This window comes from Castellaniella sp. S9 (genome assembly GCF_027257175.1).
In the GTDB taxonomy this organism is placed as follows: Bacteria; Pseudomonadota; Gammaproteobacteria; order Burkholderiales; family Burkholderiaceae_B; genus Castellaniella.
The window spans coordinates 279,412-299,910 of sequence record NZ_JAPFGD010000003.1 but is presented as its reverse complement, the minus strand read 5'-3'; the positions used below and the strand labels follow the sequence as shown (position 1 = coordinate 299,910).

20 protein-coding genes and 1 tRNA gene are annotated in these 20,499 nt (G+C 64.2%); 10 read left to right on the top strand and 11 right to left on the bottom strand.

Going from position 1 to position 20,499, the window contains the following annotated elements; all coding sequences use genetic code 11:
• Positions 1 to 7 precede the first annotated feature (7 nt).
• The 3 genes from OOZ48_RS06510 to OOZ48_RS06500 all read left to right on the top strand — a co-directional run bounded on the left by OOZ48_RS06510 (position 8) and on the right by OOZ48_RS06500 (position 2,883).
• Positions 8 to 964: a helix-turn-helix transcriptional regulator gene (locus OOZ48_RS06510; protein ID WP_269496684.1), complete on the top strand. Its 957-nt coding sequence runs from the start codon at positions 8 to 10 to the stop codon at positions 962 to 964.
• A gap of 56 nt (positions 965 to 1,020) precedes the next feature.
• A complete protein-coding gene (locus OOZ48_RS06505) occupies positions 1,021 to 1,968 on the top strand; it encodes a DNA translocase FtsK (protein WP_269496683.1) in 948 nt (315 codons plus the stop codon).
• A gap of 90 nt (positions 1,969 to 2,058) precedes the next feature.
• Positions 2,059 to 2,883, top strand: coding sequence for an isocitrate lyase/PEP mutase family protein (locus OOZ48_RS06500; RefSeq protein WP_269496682.1), 825 nt, complete (start codon positions 2,059 to 2,061; stop codon positions 2,881 to 2,883).
• On the opposite strand, the gene gorA is transcribed toward OOZ48_RS06500, so the two are convergent.
• Genes gorA through gloB form a run of 5 tightly spaced genes read right to left on the bottom strand, consistent with a single transcriptional unit; the run spans position 2,870 to position 8,191 of the window.
• Positions 2,870 to 4,222 (bottom strand): glutathione-disulfide reductase, encoded by a 1,353-nt coding sequence (gene gorA / locus OOZ48_RS06495; RefSeq protein ID WP_269496681.1) that lies wholly within the window; start codon positions 4,220 to 4,222, stop codon positions 2,870 to 2,872. The two genes, OOZ48_RS06500 and gorA, sit on opposite strands and share 14 nt — an antisense overlap.
• Positions 4,223 to 4,238: 16 nt before the next feature.
• Positions 4,239 to 5,069, bottom strand: coding sequence for a 5'-methylthioadenosine/adenosylhomocysteine nucleosidase (locus tag OOZ48_RS06490; protein ID WP_269496680.1), 831 nt, complete (start codon positions 5,067 to 5,069; stop codon positions 4,239 to 4,241).
• Positions 5,070 to 5,124: 55 nt separating this feature from the next.
• A complete protein-coding gene (fabI, locus tag OOZ48_RS06485) occupies positions 5,125 to 5,907 on the bottom strand; it encodes an enoyl-ACP reductase FabI (protein ID WP_269496679.1) in 783 nt (260 codons plus the stop codon).
• 33 nt (positions 5,908 to 5,940) lie between these two features.
• Complete coding sequence (locus OOZ48_RS06480; RefSeq protein ID WP_269496678.1) at positions 5,941 to 7,374, bottom strand: transglycosylase SLT domain-containing protein; 1,434 nt, start codon at positions 7,372 to 7,374, stop codon at positions 5,941 to 5,943.
• A 7-nt stretch (positions 7,375 to 7,381) separates the two neighbouring features.
• Positions 7,382 to 8,191, bottom strand: a complete 810-nt coding sequence (gloB, locus tag OOZ48_RS06475) for a hydroxyacylglutathione hydrolase (protein ID WP_269496677.1) — start codon at positions 8,189 to 8,191, stop codon at positions 7,382 to 7,384.
• On the opposite strand from gloB, the gene OOZ48_RS06470 reads away from it, so the two are divergent.
• The 5 genes from OOZ48_RS06470 to OOZ48_RS06450 all read left to right on the top strand — a co-directional run bounded on the left by OOZ48_RS06470 (position 8,190) and on the right by OOZ48_RS06450 (position 12,125).
• Positions 8,190 to 8,981, top strand: a complete 792-nt coding sequence (locus tag OOZ48_RS06470; protein WP_269496676.1) for a class I SAM-dependent methyltransferase — start codon at positions 8,190 to 8,192, stop codon at positions 8,979 to 8,981. The two genes, gloB and OOZ48_RS06470, sit on opposite strands and share 2 nt — an antisense overlap.
• A complete protein-coding gene (gene rnhA / locus OOZ48_RS06465; RefSeq protein WP_269496675.1) occupies positions 8,974 to 9,435 on the top strand; it encodes a ribonuclease HI in 462 nt (153 codons plus the stop codon). Before OOZ48_RS06470 ends, rnhA begins: the two co-directional genes overlap by 8 nt.
• Positions 9,436 to 9,478: 43 nt before the next feature.
• Positions 9,479 to 10,216 carry a DNA polymerase III subunit epsilon gene (gene dnaQ, locus OOZ48_RS06460; protein ID WP_269496674.1) on the top strand — a complete coding sequence of 246 codons (738 nt, stop codon included), beginning with the start codon at positions 9,479 to 9,481 and terminating at the stop codon, positions 10,214 to 10,216.
• Positions 10,217 to 10,315: 99 nt separating this feature from the next.
• Positions 10,316 to 10,390: transfer RNA gene (locus OOZ48_RS06455), tRNA-Val, on the top strand.
• A gap of 238 nt (positions 10,391 to 10,628) precedes the next feature.
• Complete coding sequence (locus tag OOZ48_RS06450) at positions 10,629 to 12,125, top strand: beta-1,3-glucanase family protein (protein WP_269496673.1); 1,497 nt, start codon at positions 10,629 to 10,631, stop codon at positions 12,123 to 12,125.
• A 56-nt stretch (positions 12,126 to 12,181) separates the two neighbouring features.
• Here OOZ48_RS06450 and OOZ48_RS06445 read toward each other — a convergent pair whose 3' ends face one another.
• Both OOZ48_RS06445 and OOZ48_RS06440 read right to left on the bottom strand, forming a co-directional pair.
• The gene (locus OOZ48_RS06445; RefSeq protein ID WP_269496672.1) at positions 12,182 to 12,943 is read right to left on the bottom strand and encodes a glucosamine-6-phosphate deaminase; all 762 of its coding nucleotides are present in this window, start codon (positions 12,941 to 12,943) and stop codon (positions 12,182 to 12,184) included.
• A gap of 152 nt (positions 12,944 to 13,095) precedes the next feature.
• Positions 13,096 to 13,926 carry a universal stress protein gene (locus tag OOZ48_RS06440; RefSeq protein ID WP_269496671.1) on the bottom strand — a complete coding sequence of 277 codons (831 nt, stop codon included), beginning with the start codon at positions 13,924 to 13,926 and terminating at the stop codon, positions 13,096 to 13,098.
• Between the two features lie 337 nt (positions 13,927 to 14,263).
• Here OOZ48_RS06440 and OOZ48_RS06435 point away from each other — a divergent pair, with 337 nt between their 5' ends.
• Together OOZ48_RS06435 and OOZ48_RS06430 are read left to right on the top strand one after the other, a co-directional pair.
• Positions 14,264 to 16,105 (top strand): phosphoenolpyruvate carboxykinase (GTP), encoded by a 1,842-nt coding sequence (locus tag OOZ48_RS06435; protein WP_269496670.1) that lies wholly within the window; start codon positions 14,264 to 14,266, stop codon positions 16,103 to 16,105.
• Positions 16,024 to 16,686 (top strand): helix-turn-helix domain-containing protein, encoded by a 663-nt coding sequence (locus OOZ48_RS06430; RefSeq protein ID WP_332108257.1) that lies wholly within the window; start codon positions 16,024 to 16,026, stop codon positions 16,684 to 16,686. Before OOZ48_RS06435 ends, OOZ48_RS06430 begins: the two co-directional genes overlap by 82 nt.
• 23 nt (positions 16,687 to 16,709) lie before the next feature.
• On the opposite strand, the gene OOZ48_RS06425 is transcribed toward OOZ48_RS06430, so the two are convergent.
• The 4 genes from OOZ48_RS06425 to OOZ48_RS06410 form a co-directional block, all read right to left on the bottom strand.
• Positions 16,710 to 17,987 (bottom strand): TRAP transporter large permease, encoded by a 1,278-nt coding sequence (locus OOZ48_RS06425; protein ID WP_269496668.1) that lies wholly within the window; start codon positions 17,985 to 17,987, stop codon positions 16,710 to 16,712.
• Between the two features lie 34 nt (positions 17,988 to 18,021).
• Positions 18,022 to 18,516, bottom strand: a complete 495-nt coding sequence (locus tag OOZ48_RS06420; protein ID WP_269496667.1) for a TRAP transporter small permease — start codon at positions 18,514 to 18,516, stop codon at positions 18,022 to 18,024.
• A gap of 9 nt (positions 18,517 to 18,525) precedes the next feature.
• A complete protein-coding gene (locus tag OOZ48_RS06415) occupies positions 18,526 to 19,500 on the bottom strand; it encodes a TRAP transporter substrate-binding protein (RefSeq protein WP_269496666.1) in 975 nt (324 codons plus the stop codon).
• A gap of 68 nt (positions 19,501 to 19,568) precedes the next feature.
• Complete coding sequence (locus OOZ48_RS06410; protein WP_269496665.1) at positions 19,569 to 20,477, bottom strand: 2-hydroxy-3-oxopropionate reductase; 909 nt, start codon at positions 20,475 to 20,477, stop codon at positions 19,569 to 19,571.
• Positions 20,478 to 20,499 lie beyond the last annotated feature (22 nt).

The following is a 20,499-nucleotide window of genomic DNA, read 5'->3' as shown; positions in this document are numbered from 1 at the left end:
TTCGGCGATGGCAAAGCGCTCTGACACTCTCGAGACCGCCCTGTTGGCGGTTGAGTTGTTGCGTCGTATTCCGCGTGGCCGCAAGGTGACGGTCAACGAGCTACACCGACAGCTCGAGGAGGCCGGGATATATCGTGACTTGCGCACCATTCAGCGACAGATGAAGATGCTCAGTGAGCATTTCGAGATCGAGTGCGATGATCGCAGCAAACCCTACGGATATCGGTGGCTGGACCGCGCCCGGGTCTTGGCGGTCCCCACTCTCACACCGCAAGAGTCACTGTTGCTCCAGTTGGCGGAAGACCACTTGAAGCATTTTCTGCCGCCCCGCCTGATGAAGTCCATGGAGGGCTTCTTTCACCAAGCCAGGCGTAATCTTGGTCCTGATGGTGATGCTCGGCTTGAGCGGGAGTGGCCAAGCAAGGTGCGAGTGGTCGCCACCAGTCAACCCCTGCTGCCGCCCAGGATCGAGCCGGAGGTCTTTGAAGTCGTCAGCGATGCACTATTTGCCAATCGCTGGTTGTATCTGGACTACCAGAATGCCAGCGGCTGGCGTAGTACCGTCGATGTCATGCCGCTGGGACTCGTGCAGCAGGGGCCGCGTCTGTATCTTGTTTGTCGTTATCGTGGTTTTGACAATGAACGCAATCTTGCATTGCATCGCATCATCAGTGCACGGATGTCGACGCTTGCGTTCGAGCGCCCCAAGGATTTCGACCTGAAGCAATATGACGACGATGGGCGTTTTGGTTTTGGTGATGGTGAGAAAGTGCGCTTGAGCTTCCATATCACTCACGATGCTGGCCAACACCTGATCGAGTCGCCGCTATCCGTGGACCAGAAGGTGGTCCGACATCGGGATGGCTCTCTTGGCATTACTGCGTCCGTCGTGGATAGCGCCATGCTGGAGTGGTGGCTGCGCGGATTCGGTGATGCAATCTGGGATATCCAGCGGCGATGTTAACCTAAGGCGGCAGATGGCATAACCGCCGGCACCTCAATCATCAACAGGAGCGGACTATGCAAGAACCTTCGATCGATCATACAGCCGACGAATGGTATGAGCAGGCCAAAACCATCGTCATTCAAAGACAGTCCGTGTCGATCTCGCTGATTCAACGCCATTTGCGGATCGGTTACAGCATTGCTTTGTCACTGATGGAGCGGCTCGAAGCGGACGGTATTGTCACCTCTTTGATGCCTTTGGGGGGCCGTCAACTTACGAGTTCGTACAGGAGGAACCACTCAATGCAGGCACACATGAACCCCAACTTGATTGAGATGCTGGACAAGTTCTATGGCTGCGAAGGCGGCGATGCGGGTAATGCGACATCCCCAACGATCTGGCTCTTTGGTCTGGAGCCTGGGTGGTCAAAACGTGATCAGAAACGCGCTGAATCACCCTCCGGCCAAGAGGATGATGGCTATTCCGTGGAGACTCAACTGGGATGGGTGTATAACCGCAAGGCATTTAAATTGTTCGCTGCCATTGATGGCATTCCAGTCTCGCGATATCGTGAATTCGCATTCGAGCGTCGGCCGTTCGAACGGGGTTCCAGCGGTTACTTCAAGGGCAATCTGTATCCATACGCCTGCACTGACCTTGCTCATTGGCCTGAGGATGCAGTGGAGGAAACGGGGCTGACGAGTAAGGCTGAATACCAGGCATGGTGCGCACAATATCGTTGGCCGGCCATCAAGAACTGGGTTGACGAGCATCAGCCCAAGCTGTTTATCGGTGTGGGCAACTCCTTCCGGACAGATTTTGCCTTATCCGTATTCGGTTACGACCTTGAGTCTGAATATCATGAAATCCTTATAAACGGGTATAGGAAGAAGATCTATTTAAGCCAGTTCGATGGCCGAAAGCTGGCTGTCGTACCCCATTTTTCTGGAAGGAATGGCTTGAATAGTGATGCTGCCATCGAGCAAGCTGGGGCGCTCATCAGCGATTTTCTGCAACGCTAGAGGCATGGGAAGGGCATGCCAGGAACCCCGACAGTCGTTCGTCGGCCTCTGCCCTATACTGCATGAATCATTCATCGTCAGAGCCGACTCATGATTTCTCAAGCGGACAAAGCCCGCGCATTCCGCGCCTTGCATGAACGAGACCAGGCGTTCGTCATCCCCAACCCCTGGGATGTCGGCACGGCCCGCCTGCTGGCCGACATGGGGTTCGAGGCGCTGGCCACCACCAGCGCCGGCTACGCCTACACCCTGGGTGTGCCGGACATGCGGGTGGGGCGGGATCGCATGCTGGCGCACGTGGCCGAACTGGTTCGCGCCACGGACCTGCCCGTCAGCGCCGACCTGGAAAACGGTTTCGCCGATACGCCCGAGGGTGTGGCGCAGACCTATCGGCTGGCGGCCGAAACCGGCCTGGTGGGGGCCTCGATCGAGGATGCCTCGGACGATGCGGATGCGCCGATCCAGGACCTGTCCCGGGCTGTGGAGCGCGTCCAGGCCGCGGTCGAGGCTGTGCGCGGCCTGCCGTTCCCGTTCACTCTGACGGCGCGCGCGGAAAACTATCTGCACGGGCGCCCCGACCTGGGGGATACGATCCGCCGCCTGCAGGCCTACCAGGAGGCCGGCGCCGACGTGCTGTATGCGCCGGGCCTGCGCACGCGCGACGAGATCGAGGCGGTGGTGCGCTCGGTCGACCGGCCGGTCAATGTGCTGATGGGCGCGCCCGGGATGGCTTTCAGCGTGGCCGAGCTGTCGGCGATGGGGGTGCGGCGCATCAGCGTGGGCAGCGCGCTCAGCCGTGCGGCGCTGGGGGCCTTCCTGCGCGCCAGCCGCGAGGTGCTGGAGCAGGGCACGTTCACGTTCGGCGAAGAGGCGGTCAGCTATCCCGATATTGCCCGAATGCTCAGCGCATGGTGACGAATTCCTCGGCGGCCGTGGGGTGGATCGCCACGGTGTCGTCGAAATCCTTTTTGGTGGCGCCCATCTTCAGTGCCACGGCGAATCCCTGCAGGATCTCGTCCATGCCGTGGCCGATGCCGTGGATGCCGACGATTTTTTCCTCGGGGCCGACGCATACGAGCTTCATGCGGCAGGGCTGGCGGTGTTGCGTCACCGCGGTGTACATGGCGACGAACGACGCCTGGTAGACCGTGACGGCCTCATCGCCATGGCGTTCGCGAGCCTGAGGTTCGGTCAGGCCTACCGTGCCGATGGGCGGGTGGCTGAAAATCACGGTGGGGACGTTTTCGTAGTCGAGGCGCTCGTCGGGCTTGTCGTTGAACAGGCGCTCCGACAGGCGGCGGCCGGCCGCGACCGCGACGGGCGTGAGTTCCAGTTGCCCGGTGATGTCGCCCACCGCATAGATGCCTGGCACATTGGTGTTCTGGTAGGCATCCACGGCGACGTGGCCGCGATCGTCCAGCGCGACACCGGCCGCTTCCAGCCCGAGCGCCGAGGTGTCGGGCTCGCGGCCGGTGGCCCAGATGACGCAGTCCGTGTCATGGCAGGTGCCGTTCTTGAAGTGCAGGGTCAGGCTGCCGTCGTCGTTGCGGACCAGGGACTCGGCATCGGAATGGGGATGCACCGTCGGGCCTTCGGTTTGCATGATTGCCACCAGCGTGTCGCGCAGTAGCGGATCGAAACGACGCAGGGGGGTGTCCTTGCGGACGAACAGGTGCGTGTCCGATCCCAGGGCGTTGAGGACGCCTGCGAGTTCGACGCCGATATAGCCTGCGCCCACGACGGCGACGCGCTGGGGCAGGGCGTCCAGCGCAAAGAAGCCGTCCGAGTCGATGCCGTGCTCTGCGCCCGGGATGTCGGGGCGCGAGGGCCGGCCGCCGGTGGCGATCAGGATGTGGTCGGCGGTATAACGGTCGTCGCCGACCGCCAGGGTGTGGGCGTCGATGAAGCGGGCGGACCCTTCGATCAGGTCGACGCCGTTCTTGTCCAGGCCCGACCGGTACGAGGCATGGATGCGATCGATGTAGGCGCTGCGGTTGCGGACCAGGCGCGTCCAGTCGACGGGGCCCGCCTGGGCGTCAAAGCCATAGTCGGGGCCGTAATGGCGGATCACATCGGCCACCTGGGCGGCGTGCCACATGACTTTTTTCGGGACGCAGCCGACGTTCACGCAGGTGCCGCCAATGACCTGAGCCTCGATCAGCGCGCAGGTCTTGCCGTGCATGGCGGCGCGGTTGACGGAGGCGATACCGCCGCTGCCGGCGCCGATGGCGATGTAGTCGTAGTGCCTGGTCATCAATAGCCTCCCCGAATCATGTTGCGAGTGTCCATCCGCCCGGCGCATCCGGCGGTGTGCCGGCGTGCCGCTCAATGGCGCCGGCGGGCGGGATGCCCGCCTGGAACAGGCATTGTAGGATGCCGTGGGCGTAATGGCTGGCGACCTCGACGAGGAAGGCGGGGAAGTCCTGATGGGCCTGGTCGTCGGCGGTGTCGGATACCGTGCGCATGACGGCGAAGGGGATGCCGTATTCATGGCAGACCTGGGCGACGGCCGCGCCCTCCATTTCGACGGCCAGCGCGTCGGGCAGCGCCTCGCGCAGGGCGGCGACCCCGGCGGCGCTGCCGATGAACTGGTCGCCGCTGGCGATCAGGCCGCGGTGCACGCGCGGACGGTCCAGGCCGAAGCGTTCGCAGACCTCCGGAGAGATCCGTTGCCGCATGGGACCGTCCAGGAAGGCGCGCGCCGCTGCCTCGAGCCGGTCGGTGAGGCCGGCGTCCGTGGCGCAATGGCTGGTGCCCAGCAGCGGGATTTCATGGCGGCGGAAAAAAGGCCGCGCATCCAGGTCGTGCTGGACCAGGGCATCGGCGATCACGATGTCGCCGATCCGCAAGCCCGGCGCCACCCCGCCGGCCACACCGGTAAAGATCAGCCGGTCGGCGCCGAAACGCTCGATCAGTGCAGTGGCCGTGGTGGCCGCGGCGACCTTGCCGACGCGTGCGAGCACGATGACGCAATCATGCCCGTGGATCGTGCCGGCGGTATAGTCGCGCAGGGCGATTTGCGTGCGGCGACCGCCTGGCTCGAGATCCTCGAGCAAGTGGGCGGCCTCCTCGCGCAGGGCGGCCAGGATGCCGATGGTCATGGGTCGTATGGAGGCCGGCGGCCCCGTCCCGCAACGAGGCGGCCGGTCGCGGCGTTCAATCCATGCCCGGCACGGTGTTCGAGAATCCGCAGTCCACGTGCAGGATCTCGCCGGTGATGCCGGAGGCCAGGTCCGAAAGCAGGAAGGCCGCGGCGTTGCCCACGTCCTCGATGGTGACGTTGCGGCCCAGGGGGGACTGGGACTCGACGTACTTCAGCATGTTCGAAAAGTCCTTGATGCCGCTGGCGGCCAGGGTCTTGATCGGTCCGGCCGAAATGCCGTTGGAGCGCAGGCCGCGCTTGCCCAGGGCCGTGGCCAGGTAGCGCACGCTGGCCTCCAGCGAGGCCTTGGCCAGGCCCATCATGTTGTAGTGCGGGATGGCCTTTTCGGCGCCCAGGTAGGTCATGGTCAGCACCGAGCCGTTGCGGCCTTCCATCAGGGGCAGCGCCGCCTTGGCCAGGGCCGGGAAGCTGTAGGCCGAGATGTCGTGCGCGATGCGGTAGTTCTCGCGGCTCATGCCGTCGAGCAAGTCGCCGGCCAGCGCATCGCGCGGGGCGAAGCCGATCGAATGCACCAGCCCGTCCAGGCCGTCCCAGTGTTCGCCCAGGGTGGCGAATGTGGCCTCGATCTGGGCGTCCTCGGCGACGTCGCAGGGAATGACGATCGTGCTGCCCAGTTCCTGGGCGAACTCCTTGACGCGATCCTCGAAGCGCTCGCCCACGTAGGTGAAGGCCAGTTCGGCGCCCTGTGCGCGGCAGGCCTGCGCAATGCCGTAGGCGATGGACCGGTTCGAGATCACGCCCGTGATCAGGATGCGTTTGCCATTCAGAAAGCCCATGTCTTGAAAGTCCTATTTGGTGGAAGGGCGGGGTCAGCCCCGGACGTCCGCGCCGGGCACGCGCAGGCGCACGCCGGTGGACAGGGTGCTGCCCTTGAGGTTGTTGAGTTTGCGTAGCGCGTCCACCGACGTGTTGTAGCGCCGCGCGAGCGAGTACAGGGTGTCGCCGCGGCGCACCGTGTGCGTCCGGGCGACGACCTTGGGCCGCATGTCCGGCGTGGACGCCTGTGACCGCGGGATGCTGACGACCCGCACGTCGTTCGAGGTCTGGGGGCCTACGGTCCGTATGGTCCGGGGCGCCGTGTCCCGGGTGCCGCCCGGCGTGTACGACACCAGGCGGATCCCCGGGGCTGGCTCGGCATCGGAGGCGCGGGAGGAGGGTATGAGCAGGATGTCGCCGTTGGCGACGGTGCGCTTCCGGCTGAGCCCGTTGGCCTCGCGCAGCGCGCTGACGGTCACGCCGTGGGATTTCGCGATCGCCGCCAGAGACTGGCCGCGCTTGGGGTGGTAGATCTGCCAGGAACTGAGCTGGCCGGTGTAGGTCTCGAGATTGCTGTTGAAGACCGCCACCTTGTCCATCGGCAGGTGCAGCGCCGGGCTGTGGGAGGCCAGCATGATGGGCCGGTTGTAGGATGGATTCAGGGCCTTGAAGTCCTCGAGGGGCATTTCGGCCAAGGCGGCGGCGACCTCGATGTCCATGTCGCGGGCCTTGTGGACGGTGGTGAAGTAGGGGGTGTTGTTGACCTGGGGGAGGGTGATGCCGAATTTCGCGGGGCGCGCGATGATGTTCTTGATGGCTTGCAGCTTGGGCACGTAGTTGCGGGTTTCGTCGGGCAGGTCCAGCGTCAGGTAGGTCGGCTGGATGCCGGCGCGCTCGGTCTTTGCCATCGCGCGCTTGACCGCGCCCTCACCCCAGTTGTAGGAAGCCAGGGCCAGGTACCAGTCCCCCTGGAAGTCGTACAGATAGCTGAGGTAGTCCAGCGCCGCCTGGGTCGAGGCGACGGGGTCGCGACGCTGGTCGCGCCACCAATCCTGTTGCAGATTGTAGTACTGGCCGGTGCTGGGGATGAATTGCCACAGGCCCGAGGCCTTGGAGCGCGACAGCGCCGTCGGGTTGTAGGCGCTCTCGACAAAGGGCAGCAGCGCCAGCTCGGTCGGCAGCCCGCGGCGGTTGAGCTCGTCGACGATGTAGTACAGGTATTTTCCGGCGCGCTGGCTCATCAGCAGCACCGACTGCGGATGGGACGCGTAGTAGTCGGTCCAGTAGTCCACGCGCTCGCCGCGCAGGTTGGGGATGGCGAAGCCGCGCCGGATCCGGTCCCACATGTCGCGCGGCGGATGGGTGAGATCGATGGTGCGCGAGGTATCCTCGGCGACGTAGGCCTGCCGGTCCGATGAGGGGTTCTGGGTGGCACAGCCAGCCAGGGCGACGAGGACCAGCAGGAGATAGAATCGCAGAAGTCTCATGACCGGTTTATTTGAAGTTGTTCTTCCATTCGCGCAAACAGGCGAACACCGCCTGCGGTGTGTCCAGCCGCGTGCCCGCATGGGCCGAGGCAGCCGCGCCGACCTGCGCGCAGTCCGTCCGCATGAACGGATTGGTGCGCAATTCGGCCTCGATGCTCGACGGCACGGTAGGCAGGTCCAATCCCCGTAGACGCGTGACCTCGCGCTCGCGTTCGTGCAATGCCGTGTTGTCGGGTTCCACCTGCAAGGCCCAGCGGATGTTTGCCGCAGTGTACTCGTGTGCGCAGCACACGAGGGTTTGCGGTGGCAAGGTCCCAAGTTTACCCAAGGAATCGACCATTTGTGCAGGGGTGCCCTCGAAAAGGCGTCCGCAGCCGGCCGCAAACAGGGTGTCGCCGCAGAAGACGGCGGGCCGGCCCGGATCGAGTTCGCCGAAGTAGGCAATGTGCCCGGCAGTGTGTCCCGGGACGTCCAGCACCTCGAAAGACAGACCGCAGCCGGGCAGGTGGATCCGGTCCCCCTCGCCGAGCCGCACGTCGCAATAGGGCAGGGTTTCGTTCCTCGGGCCGTAGACGCGCGCGCCGGTTCGCTGGTGTAATGCACGCAATCCGCCCACATGGTCATTGTGGTGATGGGTGATCAGGATGGCCTCGAGGATCACGCCGGGCGGCAGCGCCGCCTCGACGGGGGCGGCCACCCCGGGATCGATGATGATGGCATGGCCGTTTTTTCGTACCATCCAGATATAGTTGTCCGAGAGGGCGGGGATGGGCGTCAGGATGGCCGGCGCGCCGGTGGTCGTGGCGTGATTTTCCATGGATTTAGGAGTCAATGTGCCGCTGGACCGCGCGATGCCGATCGAACTGGCCGAATGGCTGGAAACCCCCGCGGGGCTGTATGTACGCGCCTGGGAACAGCGGCAGGTGGATGCCATGGTGGCAAATGTGTTTGGCTATCATGCCATACAAATCGGCCTGCCGCATTGGGACCTGCTGCAGGCCAACCGCATGCCGCACAAGGTCTGGGCCCATAGCCCGGCCGCGCCGTACGGCACGCGCAGCGGGCGTCTGATCTGCGAACCCGAGCAGTTGCCCATCGATAGCCAGAGCGTCGACCTGCTGGTCCTGCCGCACACGCTGGAATGGAGCATCGACCCGCACCGGCTGCTGCGCGAGGTCGAGCGCGTGCTGGTGCCCGAGGGCCATGTGGTGATCACCGGCTTCAACCCTTTCAGCCTCTGGGGGGCGCGCGAGTCCCTGCCGGGCCTGGCCTTGCGTTTGCCCGCGGCCGTACCCTCGCAGGTGTCGCCGGGGCGCCTCAAGGATTGGTTCAAGCTGTTATCCTTCGAGCCCGACCGCGGGCGTTTCGGCTGCTATGCGCCCTTGTGCGAATCGCAGAAGTGGTTGCTGCGCTGGCGTTTCATGGAGCACGCGGGGGACCGCTGGTGGCCAGCGTGCGGCGCTGTCTATGCGATCTCGGCGGTCAAGCGCGTCGCCGGTGCGCGCCTGGTCGGCCCGGCATGGCGCAAGGGCAAGCGCCGCCGGGTGCGCCGCGCCGCGGTGGCGCCGGTGGCCAATCAGATCAAGGACAACAACTGCAATGGCTGATCCAGTGGTACAGATATGGACGGACGGGGCCTGCAAGGGCAACCCCGGACCCGGCGGCTGGGGCGCGCTGCTGCGCCAGGGCGCCCATGAAAAAAAACTGCATGGCGGCGAGGCGAACACCACCAACAACCGCATGGAACTCCTCGCGGTGATCGAGGCCCTGCGCGCGCTCAAGCGCCCCTGCGTCGTCACGATCCATACGGATTCATCCTATGTCCAGAAGGGCATGACCGAGTGGCTGCCCAACTGGAAGCGCCGCGGCTGGCGCACCGCCGACAAGAAACCCGTCAAGAACGCCGACCTGTGGCAGATGCTGGATGCCTTGGCCGGGCAGCATGCATTACACTGGAAGTGGGTCAGGGGCCATGCCGGCGACCCCGGCAACGAATGCGCCGATGCCCTGGCCAATCTCGGCGTCCAGGATCTGCTGCGCAGCCGCGCCACGACCTGCTGAAATCCCATCCACGTCCGCCCGGCGGACGGCCGCCTCACACATTATGCGACAGATCATTCTCGATACCGAAACCACCGGCCTGGAGCCCGAGCAAGGCCACCGCATCGTCGAACTGGCCTGTGTCGAGATCCAGAACCGCCAGGTCACCAAACACCACCTGCACCTGTACATGAATCCGGATCGCGACAGTGATCCCGAGGCCTTGCGGGTGCATGGCCTGACCACGGATTTCCTGTCGGGGCACCCACGGTTTCCCGAGCTGGCCGAGCAATTGATCGAGTTTGTGCGCGGTGCCGAGATCATCATTCACAACGCCGCTTTCGACGTCAAGTTCCTGAACGCGGAACTGGCGCGTGCAGGCCATCCGCCGTTCACCGAGCTGTGCGGCAAGATCACCGACTCGCTGCTGGTGGCGCGCGAGATGTTCCCGGGTAAGCGCAATAACCTGGATGCCCTGTGCGAGCGCTTCGGGATCTCGAACGCCCACCGCACCTTGCACGGCGCGCTGCTGGATTCCGAGCTGCTGGGCGAAGTCTGGCTGGCCATGACGCGCGGGCAGGACTCCCTCCTTATGGAGGGCGAGGACGAGGGCTCCGGCCAGGGACGCGGGGCGGGCTTCGTCGGCGGCGGCTTCGATGTCTCGAAGCTCCCCGTCATCGAGGTCGACGAGGCCACCGCACAAGCCCATGAAGCCTATCTGGATGCGCTGGACAAGGCGGCGGGCAAGCCCTGCGTCTGGCGCGCCCAGGGCGCCACCGTCGACAGCGAAGTCGCTGCATAGGCCTGCGCCTGCATCGCAGGCCCGGATCGTGTACAATTCTGGCCTTCCCAGTCGTTTGCCCGCGCGGACCGTCCCGCACCCTCAGGGCAAGCCCAGATTGGGCGGTTAGCTCAGTGGTAGAGCACTGCCTTCACACGGCAGGGGTCACTGGTTCGAACCCAGTACCGCCCACCAAGTCCATACGTTCAGACATCCCCGCCGGCCGCGCAAAAAAAGCTGGAAATCCTGTCTCGATCCGCAATACACTGACAAGAATAATTAAAGCTTGAAATTTTTGGGCGTACAAGACACCCCTGAGTCGGGGGGCGTGCCCGAAAGTTGGAGGGGCCTCCGCCGGGCATCAGCGCCGGAGTCTCGCAGCCAAGGCCGTTCACGGTCAGGCATAGATTGGGTGTATCCAAGGAGAGGCATCATGGCGGATGTCAACTGGAAGCGGCGGGCCGTGTTCAAGGGTCTGGGCGCGGCAGGGATGGTGAGCATTCTCGGCGGTTGCCTGGACGATTCCGGGTCCGGCGGCGATGCCGCCGCGGCGCCGCGATTGGGCAGCGGCGGCCCGGGCGATGTGGCCAACAAACTTCTGATCGACGCCAGTGTCGATGCCACCGGCATTCCCGCCAATATCCCGATCTATGCCTATATCACCGGCCTGGTCAAAATACCGGGCCAGGTGTTCTATCGCTACGACTCGGCCATGGGGCGTCCCGTCGAAATGTCGACCCGGGACAATACGATCACCGACAGCTTGAAGATCGAAACAGGCCTGTATGGCGTCAACTACACCAAGAACTATCCCACGCCCTGGGCCAATTACAGCATTCCATTGAGCCGTTCGGACGTCACCGTGGTCGCGGACCTGGCCAGTTTCAACAATGCCAATATTCCGGGTTACGGCAGTGGCGCGGCCGCCTTCAGCGGACGCATCTGGATCTCGGTGGGCAAGCCCCTGCTGCCGTTCACCCCCCGGGTGGGCGCCGATTTCGAGGGGGCGGGAACGGTCGATGGCTATACGACGCCCGTCGTCGCGGCCGACGGCATCGGATCGCTTTGCTTTTACGACTGGATGGAATTCTCGTTCGACGTGAACGGGCTGCTGTACATCAACACCACGCAGGTCGATCAATACGGATTCCCGGTGTCCGCGGCGGCCACCGGCGACAATGTCCACGGCAGCCCGCAAGGCGTTTTCAACAAAAAGCGGTCCGAGATCCTCGCCGCACTGGCGTTGCTGGATGCGCCGTTCAATACGTCGGTCGCATTCCCGACGGCTGACGTGGATGCCGACGCCTATCCACCGACGGCCAATACGCAGGGGAAATTGCGGGCGCTGGCACCGTCCAAGACCCCGGACATCGGCACCAGCACCTATCTGGATGCGGAGATCAGCGCGGCGCTGGCGTATTGGGAGGACAACTGGCTGAGCGTGACGTGCCCGTCCAATGCCCTGCAAAAGACGTATTACGGGCAAGCCGATCCGCACAGCACCCCGAAGACACTGACTTTCTATAAAGACAAGGTCAAAACGGGTGGGGCACAGTTCACGTTTGATGACCTCACGACCGCGAACGTCCTGGATTGCGATGGCACGATGACGGGCGTCGGCGTGCCGCAGACCGGCGATCTGCTGGGCGACCTCAAAAATACCGGCAAGGCCATACTGGCCGGGTTCAACCGCGGCGTCATCAAAAACACCACCGAGCTGAATATCGAGTCGGGGCCCAGCTATACCCCGCCTCTGAGCACCAACTATCCGCCCGGCACCGCCTGCAATGCCTGGGCGCAGCACTTCCACCAGTACAGCGCCAACGGCCTGGCGTATGGGTTTGCCTACGACGACGTCGGTGATCAGCAGCCCATGATCATCGCCACCAAGACCACGGGCCTGAAAATCACGCTGGGCCGATTCGAGTAGCGGAACGGACGGTTGACTGCGTCGGCAGCACCCGTACCGGGCGACCCTGACGCCGGCTACGCCGGCATCGCCGCCAAGGTCTTCCGGGCTTGATCCGGCAGCAGGCTGGCGGCCGCCTCGTCCAACAGGATGCGGGCCCGGCGGTGCCGCTTCAGAATGGTGAAGGGCACGGCCTCGGTGACCTCGTTGTGATACCAGTGGGCGACAATCCGCGCCTTGGCCTCGCCTGTCGCCACCAGCAGGATTTCCCGCGCCTGCATGATGTCCGCCATGCCCAGGGTGACGGCATGGGCGGGCACGATGGCATTGCCTTCGAAAAATCGGCTGTTGTCCCGACGGGTGTCCTCGGACAGCCGCACAACGTGGCACTGGCTGTCGAAGGGCGTGCCGGGCTCATTGAAGCCGATATGCCCATTGCTGCCGACCCCCAGCAGTTGCAGTTCCACGCCGCCGGTCTGGCGCAGCCGCAAGGCGTAGTCTTTGCTGTGTTGTTCGAGGTCTGGCGCCAGGCCATTGGGCAGGTGCAGGCGCGACTCGTCAAAGCCCAGTTGCCCAAAGAGATGCTTGCGCATGTAGGCCGCATAGCTTTTGGGGTGATCGGGCGCGAGACCCACGTACTCGTCCAGGTTGAAGGACGTCAGCTTGGACACGTCGACGCCTTGCCGTCGCACCTTGATCACGAACCGTTCGTAGATCGGCTCCATGGTTCCGCCGGTGGCCAGGCCCAGCACCACGTCGGGCTTGCTTTGGATCTTGTCGATCAGGATGTTGCTGACGTGCTCGGCAATCGCGCTCTGGTCTGGAAAAATTTGCAGCATGGCCATTGATTGGGTAAGTCGCAACAGGCAATTGGGCCGTTGCGCCGTGGTCGTCGCAAAGCTGCAAATCGTACCAGGAAATCACCCTGCCGCGCTGTCCGCGGCAGGTCCAGGCATGTGGTCGCCCCGGTGTCGCAGGGCCAGGCGGATGGTCACTGCGTCAGCAGCACCGGCACCGTCATGGACGACAGCAGCGTGCGCGAGGCGCCGCCCATCACCCATTGGCGCATGCGGCTGTGGCCGTACGCGCCCATCACGATCAGGTCGCTGGCCGCGTCGCTGGCGGCGTTCAGGATGACGTGGCCGACACCGATGTCGCCGCTTTCCGTGATCCGGTGCCGTGGCTTGGGATAGCCGCGCCGGACGCAGTAATCACTGAAGTCGCCATCCTGGATGTCGCGCACCTGCAGCATGTCCTGGTCGCGGTCCACCTCGAGGACGACGAGTTCTTTGCAGCGTTCGAGGAAGGGCGCCGCATCGGCGAACGCGCGGGCGGCCTCGCGGCGCTGGTCCCAGCAATACAGTATGCGCGTGCCAATGGATTCGATGGGCCCAGCATTCGGTATCATGAGCACCGGTCGGCCCGCGGCCATGATGACCGATTCGGGCAGATCGGGGATGAGGCGGGCGACCTGGTCGTCGTGCCGGGACTTGCTCATGATCAGCAGGTCGCAATAGCGCGCATGCAGGGCCAGGGACTCCTCGGCCACGCCCTGCGGTTCACGCCAGTCGGCCTGGACGCCGGCGGCGCGCGCCTTTTGCTCGAACTGGGCTTGCAGGGTTTCGCGGCGTTCCTGGCGCTGTTTGCGCAGGTGGCTGCGGATGTCCTGTGGCAGGACGTTGCCGTAGCGGTCGATGTAGTCTTCGGTCGGATAGACGCCGATCACCGCGGCGCCGTGTTCCTTGGCCAGCAGAAAGCCGGCGTCGACGCGTCGAGCGCAGGCATCGTCGTCACTCAGGTGGATTGCGATACGGCCTAGCATGGAAACCCCCTTGTGTCTCGTGGATTCAGTCGGATTTTCCTACCCTACAGACCTATATTAGCGAAAAGGGTGGCCGGCGGCCATGCATCCATCGGCCATGGTTCAAAACGGTGTTTCGATGCCATACACTAGTGCCGTGTCTCGGAAATACGCATCCATGAAATCGTGTCTTCGCGCCCGGGGCGGCGTTGCAAATGCTCGCGATAGCACGGGCTATCGCTGCGCTTTGCGCCTTGCCCCGGACACGAATCCATCGATTTCATCATGGCTGCGTATTTCCGAGGCACGACACTAGCAGGATTGAACCCGGAACAAGAACAAGGAGGCCAGGCATTTCATGAACGCAGCCAATCCGAAATCGTCAGTGCGGGTGGATGCGCCCGAGTGGGTGCGCCACCGGCGCCTGCAGGCCTGGGTCGGGGAAATCGCCGCCTTGACCCGACCCGACCGCATCGAATGGTGCGATGGCTCCCAAGAGGAATACGACCGATTGTGCGCGGGCTTGGTGCGCGCGGGCACGCTGCGCCGGCTGAATCCGGAAAAGCGGCCCAATTCCTATCTGGCCTGGTCCGACCCCGATGACGTCGCCCGGGTCGAGGACCGTACCTTCATCTGCTCGGAACGCCAGGAGGATGCCGGCCCCACCAACAACTGGGCGCCGCCGGGCCAGATGCGGGAAACCCTCCATGGCCTGTTCGATGGCTGCATGCAGGGTCGCACCTTGTACGTGATCCCGTTTTCCATGGGGCCGCTGGGTTCCCCGATCGCCCACATCGGGGTCGAACTCACCGATTCGCCCTATGTGGTGGCCAATATGCGCATCATGACGCGCATGGGCCGCAAGGTCTACGACGTGCTGGGCGAGGACGGCGATTTCGTGCCCTGCGTGCATTCCGTGGGCAAACCGCTGCAGCCCGGCGAGGCCGATGTGCCCTGGCCATGCAACCCAACCAAGTACATCGTCCACTACCCCGAGGCCCGCGAGATCTGGTCGTTCGGCTCGGGCTATGGCGGCAATGCCTTGCTGGGCAAGAAATGCTTCGCGCTGCGGATCGCCTCCAACATGGGGCGGGACGAGGGCTGGCTGGCCGAGCATATGCTGATTCTGGGCGTGACCTCGCCGCAGGGCCGGAAAATGCACGTGGCCGCGGCCTTCCCCTCGGCTTGCGGCAAGACCAACTTCGCCATGATGATTCCGCCGGCCTCGCTGCCGGGCTGGAAGGTCACTACCATCGGCGACGACATCGCCTGGATCAAACCAGGGTCCGACGGCCGGCTGCGTGCCATCAATCCCGAGGCCGGCTATTTCGGCGTCGCGCCGGGCACCAATGAAAAGACCAACTACAACTGCATGGCCTCGCTGCGCGAGAACGTGCTGTTCACCAACGTGGCGCTGACCGACGACGGCGACGTCTGGTGGGAAGGCATGGGTCCGGCGCCAGCCCACTGCCTGGACTGGCAGGGCCGGGACTGGACGCCGGACTGCGGCCGCAAGGCGGCGCATCCCAATGCCCGCTTCACCGTGTCGGCCCAACAGAACCCCGCCATCGACCCTGATTGGGACAACCCCGAGGGCGTGACCATAGACGCCTTCGTGGTGGGCGGGCGGCGCGCCGATACGGTGCCCCTGGTCACCGAGGCGCGCAACTGGGTCGAAGGCGTGTACATGGCGGCGACGCTGGGATCGCAGACCACGGCCGCCGCCGCGGGCGCCCAGGGCGTGGTGCGCCGCGATCCCTTCGCCATGCTGCCGTTCTGCGGCTACAACATGAGCGACTATTTTGCCCATTGGCTGCGCCTGGGGGACAAGCTCCAGACCGCGGGCGCCACGCTGCCGCGGTTTTTCGCCGTCAACTGGTTCCAGACCGACGACGAGGGGCGTTTCCTCTGGCCTGGATTCGGCGAAAACATGCGGGTGCTGAAATGGATGCTCGAGCGCATCGAGGGCGACGCGGGCGGGCGCGATACCCTGCTGGGGACCACGCCCCGCTACGAGGACATCGCTTGGGACGGCCTGGATTTCGGCCGGGACGCCTTTGACCGGATCACCGCCATCGACGCACAGGCCTGGCAGCACGAACTGGCCTCCCACGCCGAATGGTTCGACAAGCTCGCCGCGGGCCTGCCGGCTGCGTTGCGCGCCCATTGCGAGCGGCTGACGGCACAGCTGGTTTCATAGATCAAGTCCAGATCATGCACTCTGGTATCGGCAGCAGACTGCGGGAACTGCGACAATCCCGAAAGCTGAATCTGAGAGACGTTTCGCAATTGAGCGGGGTCAGCCGCTCGATGCTTTCCAAGATCGAAACGGGCCGTTCCTCACCGACGGCGACGACCTTGGGCAAGATCTGCGAGGGCCTGGGCATCTCGATTTCCCAATTGGTGGGCGGTGTCGCGCCGCGTGACGTGATCGTGATGCGGCAAAGCGAACATCCGGTGTTCCGGGTGCCCAAGACGGGATTCGAGCGCTGGTCGCTGTCGCCGATCAGCGAGGTCCGGACGGTGGATTTCGCGATGAATGTCCTTCCGCCGGGCCGCAGTTCGGGCTATTTTCCCCCGCACAAGGAGGGGGTCGAGGAAACCCTCTACATCATGTCGGGTGCCATCGTCCTATGGCATGGGGAAACACCTTACGAGCTGTCCGAAGGGGACTCGATCTTTTATAGGGCACACTTCCCCCATCGGTTCGATAATGCCTCGGCGGTCCAGGAGGCAAGGTTCTTCGTTGTGGTCAACAACAACGATACGGGCAGCTTCTGATGCCCGCCTGCATGGCCCTTTCGTCAGTGTCCGTAGGCCAGATCGCGCAAGGTGAGCGACAGGGGCGGAAAGTAGGTGATGACCGCCAGGCAGAATACGATGACGAGCACGAACTGCAGCAGGTTCGGCACGATCTTGTCGAGGGGCAGCTTGGCGACTGAGCAGGCGGCAAACAGGTTGACGCCGAACGGCGGGGTGATCATGCCCAGGGCCAGGTTGACCACCATGATCATGCCGAAGTGGATCGGATCCACGCCGAAATGCATGGCGACCGGCGTCAGGATGGGCGCCAGCACGATGACCGCCGCGCTTGTTTCGATGAACATGCCGATGATGAACAGGGCGAGGTTCGTGCCGATCAGGAACATCGCCGGCGAGCTCATGTTGGCTTCGAGCCAATAGCCGATTGCATCCGGGACGCCCGCGCGCGTGATCAGGAAGGCGAACAGGCCCGCGTTGGCGATGATGAACATGATGACCGTGCTCGAGATCACCGATTTGCGCAAGACCTGGACCAGCTCTTTGTATCGGATCGTCCGGTAGATCAGCATGCCGACGACCAATGCGTAGAACACGGCGACGGCGGCGGCTTCGGTGGGCGTGAAGACGCCGCCATAGATGCCGCCTAGGATGATGACCGGCATGAGCAGCGCCCAGCCGGCGCGCCAGGTGGCGCGCAGCAGGCCCATGCGCCCGTCCCCGTCGTGTTTGCCCAGCCCCTTGATCTTGCAGTAGAGGTAGACGTAGAGCATCAGGGCGCCGGCAATGAGGATGCCCGGGCCGATGCCGGCGATGAACAGCTCCCCGATCGAGACCTCGGCGCTGACCCCGAACAGGATCATGGGGATGGAGGGCGGCACGATGACGCCCAATTCCGCGCTGGTGGCTTGCAGTGCCGCGGCGTAGGGGGTGGGGTAACCGTTCTTGATCAGGGCCGGGATCAGGATGGAACCCACGGCGAAGGTGGTGGCGATCGACGAGCCCGACACCGCCGCGAATATCATGCAGGTCAGCACGCAAGTCATCGGCAGCCCGCCCTGGACGTTGCCGACGATGCTCTTGGCAAAGGCCACCAGCCGCTCGGATATCCCCCCGGCCTCCATCAGATTGCCGGCCAGGATGAAGAACGGAATCGCGGCCAGCGGGAACTTGTTGATGGCGGCATACATTTCCTTGACGGCCAGCAGCATGTTGATGCCGGCGACCTGTATGCCCAGCACCGCACCGAGCCCGATGGCCACGGCGATCGGTACGCACAATGCGAAGCCGATGGCCATCGTGGTCAGCATGACGGTGGTCATGGTTGTCGCTCCAGGGTGTCGGTTTCCAGGGCCGTCATGTGGCGGTTTCCAGCTCTTCGTGCTTCGGATCGAGCATGTGCCCGATCAGGGCGAAGATGCAGAACACGCCGCCGATGGGCATGGCGATATAGCCCCAGATCATCGAGATGGACTCCAGGCCCGCCATGGATTGCACCCGGCTGCGCAGTGCGTAGTCCCAGCCCCAATGGATGATCACCAGGACCAGCGCGAGCGCGGCGATGAACACGATCCAGTCGATGGCGCGCCGCCAGAACGGCGTGGCGAGACGGTGCAGGACGTCGACGCTCATCATGGCGCCCAGCCTGAACGCGATGGGGGAGCCCAGGAACACCATCCAGATCAGGCTCAAGCGAATCAGGATCTCCGTCCATTCGGCCGGCTGCTCCAGAACGAATCGTGTCAGGATCTGGAACATGGCCAGGATGGAGGACGCCGCCATCATGACGCAGGCCCCCGCGGTGGCAAGCTGCGTCATCCTGCGCTCGAATGCGAGAAAGGCCTGCTTCATGATGGGCGGCTATTTGAAATCGCGAATCTGCTGGATGTTGTCGGCGCCGAATTCCTGTTCAAAGTAGGCGTTGGCCTCCGCCAGGGCTGCAATGAACTTTGTCTTGTCGACATCCTCGATGACCTCCATGCCGCCCTTGCGCAGGTACTCCACCCCGCTGGCGTCGTCCGCATCGACGCGGGCCCGGTTTGCCTTCGTGCCCTCGATGGCGGCCTCGAGGAAGGCCTGCTTGTCGGCGTCGCTGAGCTTGGCGTAGGCATCCGGGTTCATCAGCCAGACGCAGGGCGAGTAGACATGGCCCGTGAGCGAGATGTGCTTCTGCACCTGCTCGAACTTGCCGGCGATGATGATGGACAGGGGGTTCTCCTGGCCGTCCACGGTGCCTTGCTGCAAGGCGGTGAAGACCTCGGGGAACGCCATGGGGGTCGGAATGATGCCCAGCGCCTTGTAGGCCCGGATGTGCACCGGGTTTTCCATGGTGCGCATCTTCAGGCCATGGAGGTCCTCGGGCGTGTGGATGGCGCGGACGTTGTTGGTCATATGGCGAAAGCCGTTTTCACCCCAGCCCAGGGCCTTGAAACCCCGGCCGTCGAACTTTTTCAAGAGCTCCGCGCCGATGGGGCCGTCCAATACCGCACGGGCATGGGCCTTGTCGCGAAAGAGGAACGGCATGTCGAGGATCTTGGTCTCGGGCACGAAGTTCGGGATGGGGCCGGTGGTGGACAGGGCCAGTTCCTGGGTCCCCATCTGCACCGCCTCGACGTACTCGCGTTCGCCGCCCAGGGCGCCGTTGTAGAAGGTCTTGATCTGGTATCTGCCGTCGGTGCGTTTTTCGACCTCGCGGGCGAAGGTGTCGATGGCGACGCCCTGGTGCGAATCCTGCGCCGTGGCGATACTGATACGCATGACGGTCTGCGCTTGGGCGCCGCCCAGGGTAAGTCCGAACGTCAGGCACAAGCTGAGCAAGAGTCTGGTGGGTTTCATGATGCCTCCTGAGATGGGTTGCGGTCGATCCCCGGGGTTCAGACCAGATGCGGCGCGACGGGATCAGGTCATGCCGTGGGGTCCTGTCCGATTTCGAATCGGGATAGCTGTTCCAGCGCGCGGACCATGCCGGAATGGTCCCAGTCCGCGCCGCCATGGGCGACGCAGGCGTTGAACAATTGCTGGGCGAGCGCGGTTGACGGCAGCGCCAGGCCCAGTGCCTTGGCGGAGCCCAGCGCGAGGTTGAGATCCTTTTGATGCAGCGCGATGCGGAATCCCGGCTGGAAGGTTCGCCGGATCATCCGCTCGCCGAGGATCTCGAGGATGCGCGAGGTTGCGAGACCGCCCATCAGGGCTTCCCGGACTTTGGCGGGGTCGGCGCCCGCGCGTGCGGCAAACAGCAGCCCCTCGGACACTGCGGCAATGGTCAGCGCCACCACGATCTGGTTGGCGACCTTGCAGGTCTGGCCGTCGCCGATGTCGCCGACGCGTGTGATGTTCTTGCCCATCAGGGCAAAGACCGGCTGGGCGCGCTCGAAGACCTCCGGCCGGCCGCCGACCATGATGGACAGGGACGCATTCCGGGCGCCGACGTCTCCGCCGCTGACGGGGGCATCCAGATAGTCGCATCCCAGCGCCTCGATCCGCTTGGCGAAGGACTTGGTGCCGACCGGCGAAATGGAACTCATGTCCACGACCGTTTTGCCGGGCTCCAGGCCCGCTGCGACGCCGTGCTCGCCGAACAGCACCAGCTCTACGTCGGGCGTATCGGGCAGCATGAGGATGATCATGTCCGCCTGGCGGGCGACCTCGCCGGGGTTGTCGCAGGGCACGGCGCCCATGCCCGCGATCGCCTCGGGGACCCCGCTGCGGCTGTGTGCGTAGACCTCATGTCCCGCCGCAATCAGGTGGCCCGCCATGGGGGTGCCCATGATGCCCAGGCCGATAAAACCGATTTTCCTGATGGAAGTGTCCATGTCGTCACCGCTGTAAAAGAAA

What these genes read in the sequence shown, in the direction of transcription:
- OOZ48_RS06510 (WP_269496684.1), top strand. Translation starts at nt 8, where the DNA reads ATGGCAAAGCGCTCTGACACTCTCGAGACCGCCCTGTTGGCGGTTGAG.
- OOZ48_RS06505 (WP_269496683.1), top strand. Translation starts at nt 1,021, where the DNA reads ATGCAAGAACCTTCGATCGATCATACAGCCGACGAATGGTATGAGCAG.
- OOZ48_RS06500 (WP_269496682.1), top strand. Translation starts at nt 2,059, where the DNA reads ATGATTTCTCAAGCGGACAAAGCCCGCGCATTCCGCGCCTTGCATGAA.
- gorA (WP_269496681.1), bottom strand. Translation starts at nt 4,222, where the DNA reads ATGACCAGGCACTACGACTACATCGCCATCGGCGCCGGCAGCGGCGGT.
- OOZ48_RS06490 (WP_269496680.1), bottom strand. Translation starts at nt 5,069, where the DNA reads ATGACCATCGGCATCCTGGCCGCCCTGCGCGAGGAGGCCGCCCACTTG.
- fabI (WP_269496679.1), bottom strand. Translation starts at nt 5,907, where the DNA reads ATGGGCTTTCTGAATGGCAAACGCATCCTGATCACGGGCGTGATCTCG.
- OOZ48_RS06480 (WP_269496678.1), bottom strand. Translation starts at nt 7,374, where the DNA reads ATGAGACTTCTGCGATTCTATCTCCTGCTGGTCCTCGTCGCCCTGGCT.
- OOZ48_RS06470 (WP_269496676.1), top strand. Translation starts at nt 8,190, where the DNA reads ATGGATTTAGGAGTCAATGTGCCGCTGGACCGCGCGATGCCGATCGAA.
- gloB (WP_269496677.1), bottom strand. Translation starts at nt 8,191, where the DNA reads ATGGAAAATCACGCCACGACCACCGGCGCGCCGGCCATCCTGACGCCC.
- rnhA (WP_269496675.1), top strand. Translation starts at nt 8,974, where the DNA reads ATGGCTGATCCAGTGGTACAGATATGGACGGACGGGGCCTGCAAGGGC.
- dnaQ (WP_269496674.1), top strand. Translation starts at nt 9,479, where the DNA reads ATGCGACAGATCATTCTCGATACCGAAACCACCGGCCTGGAGCCCGAG.
- OOZ48_RS06450 (WP_269496673.1), top strand. Translation starts at nt 10,629, where the DNA reads ATGGCGGATGTCAACTGGAAGCGGCGGGCCGTGTTCAAGGGTCTGGGC.
- OOZ48_RS06445 (WP_269496672.1), bottom strand. Translation starts at nt 12,943, where the DNA reads ATGCTGCAAATTTTTCCAGACCAGAGCGCGATTGCCGAGCACGTCAGC.
- OOZ48_RS06440 (WP_269496671.1), bottom strand. Translation starts at nt 13,926, where the DNA reads ATGCTAGGCCGTATCGCAATCCACCTGAGTGACGACGATGCCTGCGCT.
- OOZ48_RS06435 (WP_269496670.1), top strand. Translation starts at nt 14,264, where the DNA reads ATGAACGCAGCCAATCCGAAATCGTCAGTGCGGGTGGATGCGCCCGAG.
- OOZ48_RS06430 (WP_332108257.1), top strand. Translation starts at nt 16,024, where the DNA reads ATGGTTCGACAAGCTCGCCGCGGGCCTGCCGGCTGCGTTGCGCGCCCA.
- OOZ48_RS06425 (WP_269496668.1), bottom strand. Translation starts at nt 17,987, where the DNA reads ATGACCACCGTCATGCTGACCACGATGGCCATCGGCTTCGCATTGTGC.
- OOZ48_RS06420 (WP_269496667.1), bottom strand. Translation starts at nt 18,516, where the DNA reads ATGAAGCAGGCCTTTCTCGCATTCGAGCGCAGGATGACGCAGCTTGCC.
- OOZ48_RS06415 (WP_269496666.1), bottom strand. Translation starts at nt 19,500, where the DNA reads ATGAAACCCACCAGACTCTTGCTCAGCTTGTGCCTGACGTTCGGACTT.
- OOZ48_RS06410 (WP_269496665.1), bottom strand. Translation starts at nt 20,477, where the DNA reads ATGGACACTTCCATCAGGAAAATCGGTTTTATCGGCCTGGGCATCATG.